Origin of the sequence: Microbacterium sp. R86528 (genome assembly GCF_044596335.1) — a bacterium.
GTDB classification, from domain to species: Bacteria; Actinomycetota; Actinomycetes; order Actinomycetales; family Microbacteriaceae; genus Microbacterium; species Microbacterium marmarense.
This window is the reverse complement of the sequence record NZ_CP138996.1, coordinates 83,550-100,243: the sequence shown is the minus strand read 5'-3', so window position 1 is coordinate 100,243 and position 16,694 is coordinate 83,550. Positions and strand designations below refer to the sequence as shown.

At 63.3% G+C, this 16,694-nt stretch carries 16 protein-coding genes, 1 tRNA gene and 1 pseudogene; 4 read left to right on the top strand and 14 right to left on the bottom strand.

Annotated features, from left to right (window positions below; genetic code table 11):
- Nucleotides 1-72: 72 nt before the first annotated feature.
- Entirely contained in the window at nt 73-465 is a 393-nt protein-coding gene (locus tag SJY18_RS00445; protein WP_337338321.1) for a DUF4307 domain-containing protein, read from the top strand.
- A gap of 86 nt (nt 466-551) precedes the next feature.
- Nucleotides 552-1,043: a transcription elongation factor GreA gene (gene greA / locus SJY18_RS00440; RefSeq protein WP_337338322.1), complete on the top strand. Its 492-nt coding sequence runs from the start codon at nt 552-554 to the stop codon at nt 1,041-1,043.
- Nucleotides 1,044-1,051: 8 nt separating this feature from the next.
- Here the strand turns inward: greA and ilvA are convergent.
- Together ilvA and SJY18_RS00430 are read right to left on the bottom strand one after the other, a co-directional pair.
- Nucleotides 1,052-2,355, bottom strand: a pseudogene (ilvA, locus tag SJY18_RS00435) (threonine ammonia-lyase).
- Complete coding sequence (locus tag SJY18_RS00430) at nt 2,316-3,506, bottom strand: AI-2E family transporter (protein ID WP_396668035.1); 1,191 nt, start codon at nt 3,504-3,506, stop codon at nt 2,316-2,318. The pseudogene ilvA and the gene SJY18_RS00430 overlap by 40 nt, the downstream one beginning before the upstream one ends.
- 73 nt (nt 3,507-3,579) lie before the next feature.
- Between SJY18_RS00430 and SJY18_RS00425 the strand changes: the two genes are divergently transcribed.
- Nucleotides 3,580-4,866: a winged helix-turn-helix domain-containing protein gene (locus SJY18_RS00425; protein WP_396668034.1), complete on the top strand. Its 1,287-nt coding sequence runs from the start codon at nt 3,580-3,582 to the stop codon at nt 4,864-4,866.
- A gap of 19 nt (nt 4,867-4,885) precedes the next feature.
- Nucleotides 4,886-5,794, top strand: a complete 909-nt coding sequence (locus SJY18_RS00420; RefSeq protein ID WP_396668033.1) for a hypothetical protein — start codon at nt 4,886-4,888, stop codon at nt 5,792-5,794.
- Between the two features lie 11 nt (nt 5,795-5,805).
- On the opposite strand, the gene SJY18_RS00415 is transcribed toward SJY18_RS00420, so the two are convergent.
- From SJY18_RS00415 to SJY18_RS00360, 12 genes are all read right to left on the bottom strand, one after another.
- Nucleotides 5,806-6,375, bottom strand: coding sequence for a LemA family protein (locus tag SJY18_RS00415; protein WP_337338438.1), 570 nt, complete (start codon nt 6,373-6,375; stop codon nt 5,806-5,808).
- Nucleotides 6,376-6,457: 82 nt separating this feature from the next.
- Complete coding sequence (locus SJY18_RS00410) at nt 6,458-7,771, bottom strand: D-arabinono-1,4-lactone oxidase (protein ID WP_396668032.1); 1,314 nt, start codon at nt 7,769-7,771, stop codon at nt 6,458-6,460.
- On the bottom strand, nt 7,768-8,997 hold the full coding sequence (locus SJY18_RS00405; protein WP_396668860.1) for an alanine racemase: 1,230 nt from the start codon (nt 8,995-8,997) through the stop codon (nt 7,768-7,770). The genes SJY18_RS00410 and SJY18_RS00405 overlap by 4 nt, the downstream gene beginning before the upstream one ends.
- Nucleotides 8,998-9,065: 68 nt before the next feature.
- Nucleotides 9,066-9,142, bottom strand: a tRNA-Leu gene (locus SJY18_RS00400).
- Between the two features lie 82 nt (nt 9,143-9,224).
- Nucleotides 9,225-10,619 carry an NAD(P)/FAD-dependent oxidoreductase gene (locus SJY18_RS00395; RefSeq protein WP_396668859.1) on the bottom strand — a complete coding sequence of 465 codons (1,395 nt, stop codon included), beginning with the start codon at nt 10,617-10,619 and terminating at the stop codon, nt 9,225-9,227.
- A 32-nt stretch (nt 10,620-10,651) separates the two neighbouring features.
- Nucleotides 10,652-11,998, bottom strand: a complete 1,347-nt coding sequence (locus SJY18_RS00390; RefSeq protein WP_396668031.1) for a S8 family serine peptidase — start codon at nt 11,996-11,998, stop codon at nt 10,652-10,654.
- Complete coding sequence (locus tag SJY18_RS00385; RefSeq protein WP_337338329.1) at nt 11,995-12,513, bottom strand: DUF501 domain-containing protein; 519 nt, start codon at nt 12,511-12,513, stop codon at nt 11,995-11,997. The genes SJY18_RS00390 and SJY18_RS00385 overlap by 4 nt, the downstream gene beginning before the upstream one ends.
- A 39-nt stretch (nt 12,514-12,552) precedes the next feature.
- On the bottom strand, nt 12,553-13,080 hold the full coding sequence (locus tag SJY18_RS00380) for a septum formation initiator family protein (protein ID WP_396668030.1): 528 nt from the start codon (nt 13,078-13,080) through the stop codon (nt 12,553-12,555).
- Nucleotides 13,081-13,112: 32 nt separating this feature from the next.
- Nucleotides 13,113-14,393, bottom strand: a complete 1,281-nt coding sequence (gene eno / locus SJY18_RS00375; RefSeq protein ID WP_337338331.1) for a phosphopyruvate hydratase — start codon at nt 14,391-14,393, stop codon at nt 13,113-13,115.
- A 128-nt stretch (nt 14,394-14,521) separates the two neighbouring features.
- Nucleotides 14,522-15,190, bottom strand: coding sequence for an O-methyltransferase (locus SJY18_RS00370; RefSeq protein WP_396668029.1), 669 nt, complete (start codon nt 15,188-15,190; stop codon nt 14,522-14,524).
- A gap of 97 nt (nt 15,191-15,287) precedes the next feature.
- Nucleotides 15,288-16,292 carry a DUF1648 domain-containing protein gene (locus SJY18_RS00365; protein WP_396668028.1) on the bottom strand — a complete coding sequence of 335 codons (1,005 nt, stop codon included), beginning with the start codon at nt 16,290-16,292 and terminating at the stop codon, nt 15,288-15,290.
- A complete protein-coding gene (locus tag SJY18_RS00360; protein ID WP_337338334.1) occupies nt 16,282-16,638 on the bottom strand; it encodes a GntR family transcriptional regulator in 357 nt (118 codons plus the stop codon). The genes SJY18_RS00365 and SJY18_RS00360 overlap by 11 nt, the downstream gene beginning before the upstream one ends.
- Nucleotides 16,639-16,694: the final 56 nt, after the last annotated feature.

Here is a 16,694-nt window from a genome sequence, read left to right as displayed (position 1 = left end):
CCGCGAGGGCGCCGAACCGCATAACCTTGACCTACAGCCTAATCTCCGAGCGGAAACGAAAAGCGACAAGGCATGACCACTGAACAGATGCTCGACGAACGCTATGGGCGCGCCACGTCGGGGCGAAAGCGGCTGGGATTGGGCATCGCCATCGCTTTGGGCGCAGTCGCCACGCTGTTGCTCGGCTGGGCGGTCTACGGCAATACCGTCGACTCCGTCGATTCCGACAGCACGGGGTTTGAAGTCATTGACGAACACGCGGTGACCCTGCGATTTCAAGTGACGGCGGTTCCCGGTCGCGATATCTCTTGCGTGATCGAAGCGCAGGACGAGGACTTCGGCATTGTGGGGTGGCGGGTGGTCAGTTTCGCTGGATCCGACGCGACGAGTCGCGAGTTCGAAGAGTCCATCCCGACCACCGCGCTGGCGACGACAGGTTTTGTCAACTCCTGCTGGGTGTCGTAGTCTGGGCCGAACGCCGTCACCGCGCGCCCTGGCTGAATGCCGGGGCGTTTGACTTATATGCGCGCCCCCGACTGAAGGAGTCAAACGTGTCCAACGATGCCCCAGTGACCTTCCTCACCCAGGATGCCTACGACCGACTCGCCACCGAGCTCGAGCAGTTGTCGACCACCGGACGCGAAGAGATCGCCAAGCGCATCGAAGCCGCGCGCGAAGAAGGCGATCTCAAAGAGAATGGCGGCTACCACGCAGCCAAAGACGAGCAGGGCAAGCAAGAGGCACGAATTCGCACCCTGCAGCACCTGCTGAAGACCGCAACCGTCAGCGAAGCGCCGCAGAGCACCGGCGTCGTGGAGTCGGGAACCGTGGTCACAGCGATTGTCGCCGGCGGCGAAGAGATCTTCCTCCTCGGCAACCGCGAGATCGCTGTCGGCTCAGAGCTCGACGTGTACAGCGAAGCATCCCCTCTGGGTTCAGCCATTCTTGGCCTGAACGAGGGAGACAAGACCAGCTACACCGCGCCCAACGGTCGCGAGATCAGCGTTGAGATCGTCAAGGTCGCAACCTACACCGGCCAGTAGCCTGCGACTCAGTCCGACGCCACCCGCGCGGTGAAGCCAGCCTGCTCGAGAACATCGATCACGTGCGCTCGATGTTCTTGCCCGCGCGTCTCAACGCTCAACTGCAGGATCACTTCACTGATCTGCAGTCCCTGACCGTGTCGGGTGTGCAGCACTTCGATGACGTTTGCCCCCGCCTGCGACAGCAGTTCAGACACACGAGCAAGCTGGCCGGGCCGATCTGGCAGCGGAATCTGCAGAGTCATATAGCGACCGGATGCTGAGAGGCCGTGAGCAACGACGCGCTGCAGCAGCAGCGGGTCGATGTTTCCCCCGAGAGCACAGTGACAGTGGGGCCGTTGGCCTGAATCTTGCCGGCGAGGATCGCGGCTACACCGACGGCTCCGGCGGGCTCCACGACCTGTTTGGCACGTTCGAGCAGCACCAGCAAAGCGCGAGCGATGTCATCTTCGGTGACGGTCACGACTTCGTCGACAAGCTCGCGAATGATCTCGAACGGCAAGTCTCCGGGGCGAGCGACCGCGATGCCGTCTGCGATGGTCGGGCGAGTCTCCACCGTCAGGGGCATGCCCTCGCGCAATGACGAGGGGTAGGCAGCGGAGTTCTCTGCCTGCACCCCGATCACTCGCACAGTGCGACCCGCGGCAGCAGCGCGAGCCTTCACCGCGGCTGCCACGCCCGCGATGAGTCCACCGCCGCCGATGCCCAGAACCACCGTATCGAGGTCGGGGATCGCATCAATGAGCTCAAGTCCGAGCGTTCCCTGGCCAGCAATGACATCAGGATGATCGAACGGGTGGATGAATATCGCTCCCGTGCGCTCAGCGAACTCGGCTGCAAGACGCAGCGGAGTCTCCACCGTGGCACCTTCGAGCACGACGTCGGCTCCGTAGCCTCGCGTTGCCAAGAGCTTCGGCACGGGTACGCCAAGCGGCATGAATATCGTCGCGGGAATGCCAAGCGTCTTCGCGGCCAGAGCCACACCCTGCGCATGGTTTCCGGCGGAAGCTGCGACAACGCCGCGCGCTCGTTCTTCTTCTGTCAGCCGCGAGAGCCGATGCGTCGCACCTCGAATCTTGAATGATCCAGTGCGTTGCAGGTTCTCAAGCTTCAGGTAGACAGGTGCTCCTACAAGCTCCGAAAGAAAGTCAGAGACATCGAGGGGCGTCTCGCGAATCACGCCTTCAAGCGAGGCCGCGGCGTCTTCGAAGTCGGCAATCGATGGCGCACGAGACTTCTGGTGCACCAGCGACTCGGACGGGGTGTGTACGCTCACGAACGGGTCCTCCTCGGACGCGGGACGGTGTCCCATATCAAATCTCCCGTGGGCTTCAGCCCGGTCTCCCAGGCACGTGCCCCCAAATACACCACCACCACGTTCACAAACGCGGCCACCGGTACGGCGAACAGCGCACCGGGGATGCCAGCGATCATGGCGCCACCGGCGACGACCAGCACGACCGCGATCGGGTGAACCTTGACGGCTGATCCCATCAGCAACGGCTGCAAGATGTGACCTTCAATCTGCTGCACGCCCAACACCACCACGAGCATCCATAGTGCAATCCACGGCCCGTTGTACACGAGTGCCAAAAAGACCGCGACCGTACCGGTGAGCACTGCTCCCACGATCGGAATGAACGCGCCCAGGAAGACCAAAACGCCGATGGGGATCGCTAGCGGAACACCCAGCAGGTAGGCGCCGAGGCCGATGCCGACTGCATCTACCGTTGCTACCAGAAGTTGAGTGCGGGAGTAGTTGACGATCGTCACCCACCCCGCACGCCCTGCGCCATCGGCTGCTGCTCTCGCGCGTCGGGGGAAGATTCTCACTGTCCAGCGCCAGATTCCGGCACCATCGGCGAGCAGAGCAATCAGAATGAACAGGGCCAGCAGAGTGCCGGCGGCGACGTCCCCGACGGTGGTGCCCAGTGCGAGCGCGCCACTCCAGAGCAGCTCCGCCTGCTGCTGAATCAACTGCCAGGACTGAATGAGCACCTCATCGAGCTGAGTGGGCGTGAGATGCAAGGGACCATCGATCAGGTACTGGCGAAACTGCTGCAGCGCCTCCACGGTGCTGGCCTGTACCGACGTCCATTGTTCACCTACCTGCCATGCAACCAGCCACACGAGACCGGCGACAATCGCGAGCAGCCCGACCACAGCGATCACAATGGCTAACCAGCGAGGAACGCGGCGGCGCACCAGATACGAGAATGCCGGCCACACCAGCGCGGTAATGAGAATCGAGACCATCAGCGGTATGACCAGCAGCTTGAGCTGAATCACCAGCCAGATGGCGAGTCCGATCGCTGCTGAGATCACCAAAAAACGCCATGAGAACGCGGTGGCAACGCGTAGACCGTGCGGCACAACCTCCGACATGTCGGAGGTGACTACCCGGTTGCGATCGCGAAGCGCGTCAAACAGCGAACCTTTGGGCTTTTCGTCAGGGCCGCTCATCCCGCCAGTTTAGGCCCGCCACATGCCTGCGACGTTATGCGGCGCTGTCTGCGGTGCCCCTTAGCCTGGCGTGGTGAAGACATCTCTCAGCGCGGCCGAGGCACGACGCATCGCGCTTGCCGCCCAGGGATTCGCCCGCGCCCCTTCGCGAAGCGTCGGAACACGGCAGTTGAATCTCGCCCTGGCACGCATGTCGACATTGCAGATCGACTCTGTCAACGTGTTCGCGCGATCTCACTACATGCCGTTGTTCTCCCGCCTCGGCCCATACGACACTGCGCAACTCGACAAGCTCCTTTTCGAACGACGCTCCCCGTACGTGGAGTACTGGGCTCACGTGGCCGCGTTCATTCCGGCCGAAGACTGGTCGCTCTTCGGCTTTCGCATGGACAGTATGCGGCAGAAGTACGGCTCCGACCCAGACGGTTGGTTCTTACAGAACTCAGCCACCGTCGACTGGGTGCGCGCTGAACTGCGACAGCGCGGCCCGCTGCGGCCAGCGCAGATCGAGCACGATAGTAAGCGCGCTACGCGCGGACCGTGGTGGGATTGGGATGCTGTCAAGCGATCCCTCGAGCACCTTTGGCTGTTCGGCGAGGTGGCCATTGCCGGCCGGCGGGGCTTCGAGCGCACCTATGCGCTGGCAGAAGACGTCATCGCCCCAGAGACCCTGGCGCGATCGGTGTCACGCCCCGATGCGATCCGTGAACTCGTCAGGCGCGCATCGCGCGCCTATGGGGTCGCCACGGCAGCTGATCTCGCCGATTACTGGCGCATCAACGACCGTGGCGCGGTGCTCGCTGCTGTTGCAGAGTTGGGCGACCTCGGCGAATTGCAGCAAGTGAGCGTCGAAGGCTGGTCTCGCAATGGCCGGCCGCTCCCCACATGGCTGCACCGTGACGCTGTGCTCCCCCGCCGAGTCGATACTGCAGCGGTCCTCACCCCGTTCGACCCAACGGTGTGGTTTCGCGATCGCGCCAAGCGGTTGTTCGACTTCGACTATCGAATCGAAATCTATACTCCCGCGAGCAAGCGGCAATTCGGCTACTACTCGCTCCCTGTGATTGTCGGCGACGACGTAGTTGGTCGCGTCGATTTGAAAGCCGAGCGCACAGCGTCGCGGCTACTCGTGCAATCGGCATGGTGGGAGCGCGATGCGCCCGTTCACGCCGCCGCGCGGCTCGCCGCAGTAATAGAGGATGCAGCACAGTGGCAAGGCCTCGAGACCATTTCGGTATCGCATTGGGGTGACGCAACCGATGACCTTGCAGGTGCATTGCCGCGCGCGCAGCGACACGAGGTGCGAACCGGGCCGGTCAGACCCGTCGCTATCGCCAGCGACGCGATCACCGAGGCTTGACACGACTAGCGTATAAAGGGTGAAGCGTGCCGCAGTCGTCGCCATCGTTGCAGGAGCAGTCGTTCTTGCTGGCGCTGCCGTTGGCGTCGTTTTCCTCGCAAACAGCGCGGACGGGCCAGCGGAAGCTGCGCAGTCGTATCTGAGCGCTCTTGCCTCTGGCGACGGCGAATCGGCCGCAGATCTGATCGTTGGCTCTCCGCGCGACGCATCGGAGCTCGCGTCAGCACTTGACTCCGCTGCCTCCCTCATCACCTCCCCAGAGGTAATGAGTGTTGACGTGGCCGATGCGCAAGCCACTGCAGCTTTCGCTTTCTCGCTGGAGGGCGAAATCGTCGAAGGCACGTTCACCCTGGTGAAGACTGCCGATGGATGGGGTCTTGCCGACGATGCTGTCGGCGTCATCGTGCCGACAGCTCAACAGGGCGACTCTGCGATGATCGCGGGCACACTCGTGTCATCAGACACCACCGTGGTGTTGCTGCCCGCGACGTATTCGGTGACAGCTGCACCCGTAGGCCTTCTCGAGGGCACCGTGACGGCGCGCGTCACCCCGGGCGCCACGGTTGATGCTGCAACGCCCGCGGAGCTGTCTGCCGAGGCGGTAGCCACTGTTCAAAGGCAGCTGGATGCCTATGCCGATGTGTGCGCGGCTTCAGTCGACAGTGTTCCTGACGAGTGTGGCATCCGCGTGCCGTGGGGCGTTGATCTCGCTTCGCTGCACCGCATCGCCTTCCAGATCAGCTCGTACCCCATCGTGGATCTCAGCGACGACGAGAGTTTTCGCTCCTCCGACGGTGTGATCACCGCGACTGCGACGGGAATCACCCGCGATGGCGAGGAGCGATCCTTCACTTATCGCGCGGATGATTGGGCGATGCAGGGAACAGTGCAGTTCATCGGCAACGAGATGGTGCTCTCGGTCTTCTAAGACCTCGCCGGTCAGAACTGAACGCGCGGTGGTTCTGCGATGCCAGCTCCGTCTACAACTTCGAAGAAATCGCGCTCGTGGAAACCGAGATTGCGGGCAAAGAGGTTGTTCGGGAACACCTTGATCTTGGTGTTGAGCTCTCGGACTCCCCCGTTGTAGAAACGGCGCGAGGCCTGAATCTTGTCTTCGGTGTCGACGATTGAGTGCTGCAACTGAAGATAGTTCTGACTCGCCTGAAGCTGCGGGTACGCCTCTGCCACTGCGAACAGCGACTTCAACGCCTGTTGCAGGTGCCCCTCGGCAAGGCCCGCCTCAGCCGGTCCCGACGCGGCGAGCGTTTCTGCTCGCGCACGCGTGACGTTTTCGAACACTGCTTTCTCGTGCGCAGCGTATCCCTTCACCGTCTCGATCAGGTTGGGCAGCAGATCTGCGCGGCGCTTCAGCTGAACCGTGATGTCGCTCCACGCTTCGTCGACGCGTACGTTCAACTGCACCAACGAGTTGTAGGTTGCCCAGAGGTAAATACCGACTGCAGCAACCAGCACTACGACGATAAGAACCGGGATCAGCCATTCCCACATGCGCACGACTCCGTTCTAAGTATGAGTTCATCCTAATCAACGGCGTCACCTGTGGCGACGACACTGCCCGTACTCTCAGCGGTCACTCACCAAGAACGCGCTCCAGGTAAGGGTTGTGGAACATACGATCGGGATCAAGTCGGTCGCGTACCGCAACGAAGTCATCGAAGCGCGGGTAACGCTCCCGCAAGACGGACGCGTCAAGAGTGTGCATCTTGCCCCAGTGCGGCCGACCGCCGAACTCGGTCATGATCTGCTCGACGGCGTCAAAATACTCCGCAGGGTCGTCTCGCCAATATCGGTGTACCGCAATGTAGCCCGATGCTCTGCCGTGAGCGGTCGACATCCATAGCTCATCGCCCTGTGTAAAACGCACCTCGACGGGAAACGAGATGCGCCAGCGACGCTCGCGTACGAGCGCCTGCACCGCCTCGAATGCCGCGCGCACGTTCTCAATGGGAAGTGCATACTCCATCTCACGAAATCGCACTGAACGAGTTGTCGCGAACACGCTGGCCGAGGAATCGGTGAACTCGCGATCACCCCACAGCTTCACCGAGAGTCGGTTGATCGCCGGTGCCGTCGACGGAGCCAGGTGTGTCAGACTGCACGCCACCTGGTGCAGAGCGGTGCCAACCAGCACGTCATCGACCCACTTGCCGATCCGCGGGAGCGGATGCTGAGGAGCGTCTGCCGGCAGACGCGTGTTGGTCTTCGTCATGGCCCTGTCGGTGTGAGGAAACCAGTAGAACTCGAAGTGGTCGGTCGCTGCCACTCTGGCATCGATTTCATCGAGCACGTGTTCGAGGGACTCGGGTTGCTCGATCGCGTGCAAAACGAACGCCGGCACGCAACGGACTGTGACATCAACGATGACCCCCAGCGCTCCCAGCCCGAGCGCTGCCGCGGGGAGGAGTTCGGTGTTTTCTTGTTCGTTCACAACGAGAACCTCGCCGTCGGCGGTAACGAGGGTGACGCCCACCACCTGGGTGGCGATTCCACCGAACCGTGTGCCGGTGCCGTGCGTGCCGGTCGAAATCGCGCCCGAGATTGACTGGCTATCTATGTCACCGAGATTCTCCATTGCGAGGCCGTAAGGGGCAAGCAGCTGCGGAATCTGGTGAAGTCTGGTTCCCGCGAGCAGCGTGACATATGAGCGATCTGCATCGACGCTCACCAGTCCCGAAAGATATGCGAGCTCGAGCAACACGCCCGGGGCAACCGCGATGCCCGTGAAGCTGTGACTCGCGCCAATAGCTTTCACTCGCAACCCACGGGCACCCGCGGCCACGACGGATCGCTGGACTGCCTCGGCTGTTCGCGGGTACTCGACGGCCTGCGGGCGAACCTTCTCGCTACGACCCCAGTTCTGCCAAACGCCGCCCATGCGCATCATAGGAAGGCTCTCTGTTCACCGCGATACGTTGCGCTCTCCCCGACGAGTCGATCCCCATCGACGAGGTGATACGACGCGACGCGCTCTGCCAGCTCGCCGCTCTTCGAGTGTCGAAACCAGACGCGGTCTCCAACCTTCAGCGTGCGGGCAGCCTCGCCTTGCAACGGCGTCTGCACCTCTCCCGCGCCTTCGCGGCCGAGAGTGGCGAGCCCCTGGGGCCAAACCGGTCTGGGTTGGCGCGACTCATCAGCCGGTCCAGAAGCAATCCAACCACCGCCCAGCACAGTTGCAATATCGGCGGTTGGCTTGCGCACAACCTCGAGCGAGAACGCAGCAGCCGGAGCGGGAGCGAAGGAGCGATACCCGTCGAACAGGTGACCCGCGAGCAAACCGCTACCGGCAGTGACTTCGGTGACCGACTGGTCCGAGGCGGTGAGCTCAAGTGAGCCAGTCCCGCCGCCATTCACGAACTCGATCGGAGCAATGTCGCGCAACAGCCGCACAATCGCGGCGCGCCGCTGGAGCAACTCGGCACCGGATCGGCGTTGCATCCACCTGATGGCGACATCACCGCGGCCTGTCGAGTTTCCCTGGCCGGCGATCTGAGCCTCGTACATCATCAAGCCGACCAGCTCGAAACCGGGGCGGGCGACGATCGCGCGGGCGAGCGACGCAGCTTCTTCAGGCTCGTGCACCGGCGACCTGCGCACGCCGATGTGTCCGAGTCCCCGAGCTCGCCACGAGGCGTCAGCATCGATGCACAGCCGAATCGCAGGCCGTTTGCCCGGCTCAACCACTGAGTCAATCAGGTCGAGATGCGAAACATCATCGACCATGAGTGTGACGCGGGCGGCAGCACGCTCATCCGCGGCGAGTGCTGCAATCGCGTGACGATCGGCCGTCGGGTATCCCACCACCACGTCGCCATGCCGCTCAGCTAGCCACAGCGCTTCGGGGAGAGTGAAGGCGAGGATGCCACGGTATCCGGGTAGAGCGAGCGTGGCATCCATCACTTCTCGCACGCGAATCGACTTGCTGGCAACTCGGATCGGCAGACCGCTGGCGCGCACTACGAGGTCGAGCGCGTTGTATCGCAGGGCTGCAACGTTAATCGCGGCGATCGGCCCCGAGAGGTTTTGAGTGGCGCGAGTCATCGCGCCCCAGTAGGCCGCTGGATCGCTCCAAGGCGACCCCGTCGTCGGGGTGGACAGCATGGTGAGGCTCATACGGCCCGCTTCGGGTGCGCGCACATATCAACAGCCTAAGCCTGCCGCACGCCCGCGACCCATTTGTTTGGTACCCCCGCTGGGGCTCGAACCCAGACTGGAGCGATTTTAAGTCGCCTGCCTCTGCCAATTGGGCTACGGGGGCACGACAGATACGCCTCGAAACGCATGTCTGTCTGGATCAGCGTACGACGAAGTCGCCGGCTCCGTGGTGAAGCCTAGCTGCCTCAGCCGCCAGTAGGAGCCTTCTCTGCGGGCTTCGCGCCAGCGTCGGGCTTCGGCGGAGTTTCCGCTGAAACCGCTGGGCGCGGCCGGGCAGCGAACTCTTCGAACACGTAGCGCGGGTGCTGAACAGTCTGCAACGACACGTTGTCGCGGCCGAGCCAGAAGTTGTGCCACCAGTCGCCGATGACGCGCCACTTGCGTTCCCACGACGGCATTGCGAGACCGTGGTAGCCACGGTGCGCGACCCACGCGATGAAGCCCTTGAGCGCGATGTTGCCCGACTGGAAAACACCGTTGTATAGCCCCAGCCCTGCAACCGCGCCGAGGTTCTTGTGAATGTACTCGCGTGGCAGTTCTCCGCGCAGCACTGCCACGAGGTTCTTGGCAAGAAGCTTGGCCTGTCGCACTGCGTGCTGCGCATTCGGCACGCAGTAGCCGCCGGGCCCAGCTCCGGTGAGGTCGGGAACCGCCGAAATATCGCCAGCTGCCCAGGCGCCCTCAACGATCTCGTCGGCCGTGCCCACGCGCAGATCAGCGCGAGTCGCAATGCGCCCCCGCTCTTCGACGAGCAAGTCGCTGCCGCGCACCACCGTCGGGTTGGCCATAACTCCCGCGGTCCACACGATGATGTCGGTCGGGATGATCTCGCCGGTCGACAATTCGACGTTGCCGTCCACGGCGCCAGTCAGCTGGGTGTCGAGGTGCACGTTCGCGCCGCGCTTTGCCAGCGACTTGAGCACCCATTCGCTCGTCTTGAGCGAAACCTCGGGCATGATGCGCCCCATGGCCTCGATCAAGTGGAAGTGAGTGTCTTCGAAGCTGAGCGTCGGGTAGTCCTTGATCAGCGATGATGCCAGGGCACGAAGCTCGGCAAAGATCTCAATTCCTGCGAAACCACCGCCGACGACGACGACCGTCAGCAGTCGGTCACGCTCGGGACCGGCGGGCAGGTTCGATGCGCGCTCGAAGTTCGTCAGCACACGGTCGCGAATAGCGACAGCTTCTTCAATCGTCTTCAGACCAATTGCGTTGTCTGCGATGCCCGGAATCGGGAACGTACGCGACACGGCACCAGCGGTGACGACGATCTGATCGTAGGTCTCCTCCCACGCGTCGCCCACCGCCGGGGTGATTGTCGCGGTCTTGTTCGCGTGGTCGATGCCCGTCACCTTGGCGGTGACAATGCGCGTCTTCTTGAGGTGTCGGCGGTGTCCGACGATGACGTGGCGGGCTTCGATCTCTCCAGCGGCAACTTCGGGAAGAAACGGCTGGTAGGTCATGTAGGGCAGCGGGTCAACCATGGTGACCTCGGCTTCGCCCTTGCGAAGGTGCTTTTCGAGCTTCCAGGCGGTATAAAAGCCTGCGTATCCGCCACCGACAATGAGAATCTTGGGCACGGTGTTCGTCACGGGGGAATTACTCCTGAGTATCAGCGGCTCGGCGAGGACCTCGCCGATCGGATGCGTCGGACAGCAGCAGTGACGCCGAGCGCCACCAGTATAGCGCTGGCAGTGCCGAGCATGAGCGGGACCGAGCCGTAGACAAGAGTTGAGTAGCTCGGAAGCAGGGGCGAAGCCACCGTGGTGACGTCTTCGACGGGCGGAAGCGCGGGCACGACGACCGGCTCTTGGGTCTGCACAGGAGCCGGTGCGCTGTCGGCGCGGCGATACAGCCGAATCCAGTCGCTGAGACTCCCCATCGGGTTGCTCTGCACGGTAGGAATGCTGGCCGTCACGGCCGCACCCGCGTTGACCAGCCCGTAGCCGTAGAGCGGATCAGGATCTGCTGTCGCGGCTGCCGCAGGCTCGGCCGTCTGGATGATCCGATTGATGACATTCTGTGCATCGAGGTCAGGGTGGGCCGAGCGCACGAGTGCCGCGATGCCCGCGACGATGGGCGCGGCACCGCTCGTGCCGTCCCACTGCACGAGCCGTCCGTCAGCCGACACACCGATGAGTCGTTCGCTCGGCGCCGAAACTCCTATCGTGATTCCCTGCGTCGACGCATCGACGCTCGCCACACCGTTGGGGTCGACGCCGCCTACCGTCAGCACACCCGGGATCGTGGCCGGGGCACCGACTTTCGTTGTTCCACTCCCCCGGTTGCCCGCTGCGACAACGACGACGACGTCGTTGTCGAATGCGTACATGAACGCGTCATCCCAGCTTTCGTCCCAGGTCGACTCGTTCGTGGTGAGCGACATGTTGATGACGTCTGCACCAGTGTCGACAGACCAGCGGATCGCTTCGGCAATCTGCTCTGTGAACGGTTTCTGAGCGGCAGCGCCAAACCCGACCGAGACCGAGAGCAGTTCGGCCTCTGGCGCCACGCCGACCATACCTTCCTCTGCACCGGTGCCGCGGGCAGCTGCCAATGAGCCAACCCAGCTGCCGTGGTCTGCATCGACGGCACCCACCGGAGTGCGACCGTCGGAAGTGCCGAGACCCGATACATCGGTGCCCGCAACGACAGCCCCCTCAAATTCGGCCGGTCCTCTCCCGATGCCAGTGTCAATGATGGCGATACGCACGCCTTCGCCGCGTGTGACCTCCCAGGCGTCGTAGACGCCGTAATCCTCGAGCCAGTACTCCGCGCGTCGAACCGGATCGACGTCGTCGGCTTCGGGCGTCGCGGTGGGAGTCGCTGCCGTCGTGGCTGCGGTTGTCGCTGCGGGCAACGCTGCTATCGACTGCACCGAGCCCGCCGCGGCCGTCAACGGCAGAGCTGCAACCAGCACTGCGACTGCCGCAAGCGAGGCAAACGAGCGGCGGATCATCCGCCGTTTCCGGGATCGGCGCACACACAACGATCTGGTGACCAGACCGACATCTCGAGCGCTCGGTCGCCGATGGGGTTCACACCCGGTCCGGCAGCCAACGCATGACCGGCCAAGGCGTGGAGGCACTTGACGCGCGTGGGCATTCCCCCGGCCGAGATACCCTCGATCTCAGTGACCTCGCCGTACTGCGCGCGATCAGCGAGGTATGCCTGATGAGCGCGCTCGTAGCTGGCCGAGAGCTCCTCGTCTTCTGCCAGCTCTTCGGCGAAGACGTTCATCACGTGGTCTGCCTCGAGCTTGGACATCGCGATCGTCGCCCCCGGATGGGTGAGGTAGTAAAAAGTCGGGAACGGCGTTCCATCCGGCAGCCTGGGCACGGTGGCGACCACCGTCGGATTCCCGCACACGCAGCGCGCCGCAACTCCGAGCACGCCCCGCGCGGGGCGTCCGAGCTGCGCCTGCAGAACGGCGAGATCAGCATCATTGACAGGGGCGAAAGGCGGGGTCGTCACGACCGCTACGCTACCGGGTACGGCTGAGACACCGCTGGATTACTCGGTCGGCGCGGGCGTCGGCGCGTCGTCTGGAATGCCGATCGTCGGCGCGACGACAGTCTGTGCGAGTCCCGCTTCAGTCACCGAAGAGACAAGTTGCGCCATCCAGTCGGTCGGCGTGACCTCCAGGGTTTTACTCACTTCGCGCTGCTCGACGGGAAGGTCTTCCGGCGGCAGATCATTGTCTACCAGGTAGACGACCTCGCCTGGCTTGACGTAGTACAGCCGCTCGCGCGCTTGCGTGGTGATGTAGGCCGCGTCCGACCATCGGTCACGTTCCTGCTCGAGCGCTGCGACTTCTTCTTGGCTCAGTTGCACCGCGGCTTCGAGAGCGGCGATCTGCTGGCGCTGATTCACGTAGGTGCCGATGGTCGGCACGAGCACGAACGCGGCAAGCACCACGAGCGACAGCATGATGACCATGAATCCCGATAGGCGAATGCCGCCGAGCCAGCCGCGCACATCGATCTGACCACGCCCGGCCGAGCGGGGGGCACGAGAAGGGGGAGCCGTCTTCTTGACCACGGCTCCCCCTCTCACTTGCAGTGTGTTGAGCGCTATCCCTTGAAACGGGGGAACGCGGCGCGGCCGATAAAGCTACCGGCGTCGCCGAGCTCTTCTTCGATGCGCAGAAGTTGATTGTATTTCGCTACGCGCTCGCTGCGTGCGGGCGCGCCGCTCTTGATCTGACCTGCGTTCGTCGCCACGACCAGGTCGGCGATCGTCGTGTCTTCAGTTTCACCGGAACGGTGCGAGAACATCGAGGTGTAGCCAGCACGGTGTGCCATATCAACAGCGTCGAGCGTTTCGCTGAGCGTGCCGATCTGGTTCACCTTCACAAGCAGCGAGTTGGCAACGCCAAGGTCGATGCCCTGCTTCAGGCGCTCGGGGTTCGTGACGAAGAGGTCGTCGCCGACGAGCTGCGTCTTGACACCCAGCTTCTCGGTCAGTGCCTTCCAGTCTTCCCACGAGTCTTCTGCCAAAGCGTCTTCAATAGTGACGATCGGGTAGTTGTCGACGAGGTCAACGTAGTAGTCAGTGAGCTCGGCTGCGGTCCATGGCTTGCCCTCGAAGTGATACTTGCCCTCGGAGTAGAACTCCGTTGCCGCGACGTCCATGCCGAGCGCGATGTCAGTGCCAACGGTGAAGCCAGCCTTCTCGATCGCCTTGACCAAGAAGTCCAGGCCCTCACGGTTGCTGCCGAGGTCGGGCGCGAATCCGCCCTCGTCGCCAAGACCGGTCGTGTATCCGGCTGCCTTCAGCTCGCTGTGCAGCACGTGGTAGGTCTCAGCACCCCAACGCAACGCCTCAGAGAAGCTGGCCGCGCCGATGGGCGCGAGGAAGAACTCCTGGCAGTCGATGCCGTTGTCTGCGTGCGAGCCACCGTTGATCACGTTGAACAGCGGCACGGGAAGAACGTGCGCGTTGGGGCCGCCAAGGTAGCGGAACAACGGAAGATCCGCGGAGTCTGCTGCGGCCTTGGCGACGGCGAGAGACACGCCCAAGATCGCGTTCGCGCCCGCGCGCGACTTGTTGTCGGTGCCGTCGGTCTCGATCAGAATCTCGTCGATGATGCGCTGCTCGCTCGCCTCGACTCCTTCAATTGCCGGGCCGAGCTCGTCAACAACCGCGGCGACGGCCTTGAGGACGCCCTTGCCGTTGTATCGACTCTTGTCGCCATCGCGAAGCTCATATGCTTCGAACGCGCCGGTCGACGCACCTGAGGGAACGGCCGCGCGCTGAACGATGCCATCGTCGAGCAAGACCTCCACCTCTACGGTCGGGTTGCCGCGTGAATCCAGAATCTCGCGTGCGCCTACTGCCTCGATAAGTGCCACTTAGGTACTCCTTGTGTCGTGGAGGGGTGGATCTGCGGAGCGTCTTTGGTCCGTTCACGAGTCTAGTGACCGTGAACGAACTTGCCAGTGTCATATTTCGTTGCGCGCCGCACCCGGAATCGCCGCGCTCAGATCACTACCGCCACGGCGACTCCGTCATAGCCCTTTCGGTCGAGAGTCTGCAGCGCCGTCGCATCGAAGCGTGGATCACGCGCGAGCATCTCGAGTCCTCGTTGCGTCCCGATCACCTGAGAGTTGGTGGTCGCCGGGTCAGCGATCTCGCCTCCTCGCCCAATGTTGTCGACAACCACGACGGTGCCAGCTCGTCCCAGACGCGCAGCCCAGTCAAGGTAGACGGTGTTGGACTCTTTGTCTGCGTCAATGAAAACGAGGTCAAAGGGCGAATCGCCCTCAAGCGTGGGAAGCACATCGGCGGCGCGTCCAACCCGAATGTCGACTTTCGCCCCCACGCCCGCGCGGTCGAGGTTGGTGCGCGCAACGCGGGCATTGGCAGGTTCGGCTTCGATCGTGATCACGTGACCGTCGTCAGGAATGGCGCGCGCCAGCCAGATCGTCGAATAGCCCGCTAGCGTTCCGATCTCAAGCACCCGGCGAGCACCCGAGATGCGAGCGAGCAGATTCAAGAACTTGCCGTTCACCGGTGCGACCTCGATCGCAGGCATCCCGGCCGCATGCTGTTCGCGCACGGCCGCGTCCAACACGGGATCCGCTCCCACGAGAAGCTCGGTCAGATAGCTGTCGACGCGGCGCCATGCGTCTGGAGAGGGCTCGGTCATAGGCCCAGCCAACCGCGGCGCTGGCGTGACGTCAAGTGTCTCGCAGACGTGTAGTGATGGTCTCGACAATGCTGCAGATTGCCTGCGTCAGTTGCTATCAGGTGGTTGCAGCGTTCGCGCGCTCGGCTAGAGCAGCGAGCAATGACGCGCCGGTTTCGGCATCGTCAGTCGTGACTACGAAGTGCCGCCCGTCGTTTCGGGTGACCTCGATCGCTTGACCTGCCCGAAGCACCACGCCAAACCGGCCCGGAGCCATTCGCACGCCCCAACCCCCGAACTCGCCCATCGGCATGACGTCTGCCACTTCGACAGCCGCGATGTCGCTCAGCGGCACCGAAAAACGCGGCACTCCCCATACCGACCGCACCGTCAGCCCAGCGTTATTCACCACGACAGTGAATGCCGTTGTCGCGCCTACCGCGATCAGCAGAACCAGTCCGGTCGTCGCGAGAATCCATCCCGAAGCTCCGGAATCCGCGGCAACGGCGATGATGCCGGCGCCGGTCAGAACGATCGAGACCCCCCAGAGCACCCACATGACGGCCGGCGTCATGGCAGCTCCGTGCACCCAGACGACGCGTTCGCCCGAGGCGAGCGCAAGATCTTGGGGAGCTCGCGAGAGCGAGCGCACTGTCTCGGTCGCTGGCTGCAAGAACCACGCCATCAGCGCCAGCCCCGTCGCGACGACCAACGCCACGACGAGTGGCAGAAAGATCCCAGTGGCTTCCGCCGACGATTCCGCGCCCTTCTGCATGACGAACGTCCACGTGAACAACACAACGATGAGCGCCGAAACCCATGTGCCGGTCGCGCCGAGGAAGCGATAGGTCACTCCCCTGTCGCCGCGCCGAAGGCCGGGAGCGGCAAACAGCGCCAGCAAAGCCGGAACACCCAAACCAAGCAGCAACGTCGTCAGCGGAACCAACCATGCTGGCGCGAAACCGTCTGGCTGACCTGCGGCATTCCAGTGGGTGGCCACCGTCGCGGGCACGTGGGGCAACGCGATGAGCTGGATGACGATGCCGATGAGGGTGATCACGGCCGGAATGACAACGGCAACCAGAACGAAGCGGCGAGCCACCAGAGAGGATTCAACGGTCATGAGCGATCTCCTTTACGAGAGAGGTCAACAGTTCGGGTGAGACGCCGAGGTGGCGAGACCTCGCCACCAACTCGTCGATCTCGTTGCGCAGATCTGCGAGTGCAACCACTGCATCGGTGATGATCGCGCCGCGGCCACGCCGCATGTCGACCAGGCCCTCGTCGCGCAGGTCTTGGTATGCGCGCAGCACGGTGTGCAGATTGACGTCGAGCGCGGCTGCCACGTCGCGAGCGGTCGGCAAACGGTCGCCGGCGCGCAGTCGCCCCGCTGCGGCATCCGATCGGATCGACGCTGCGATCTGCTCGAACAGCGGCGCGTCGCTGGTGGGTTCGATTCTGACTAGCACGAGATTATTCTATATCAAATAGAACAACTTGGTTCCATTCCTGCGGCAGCCTCACC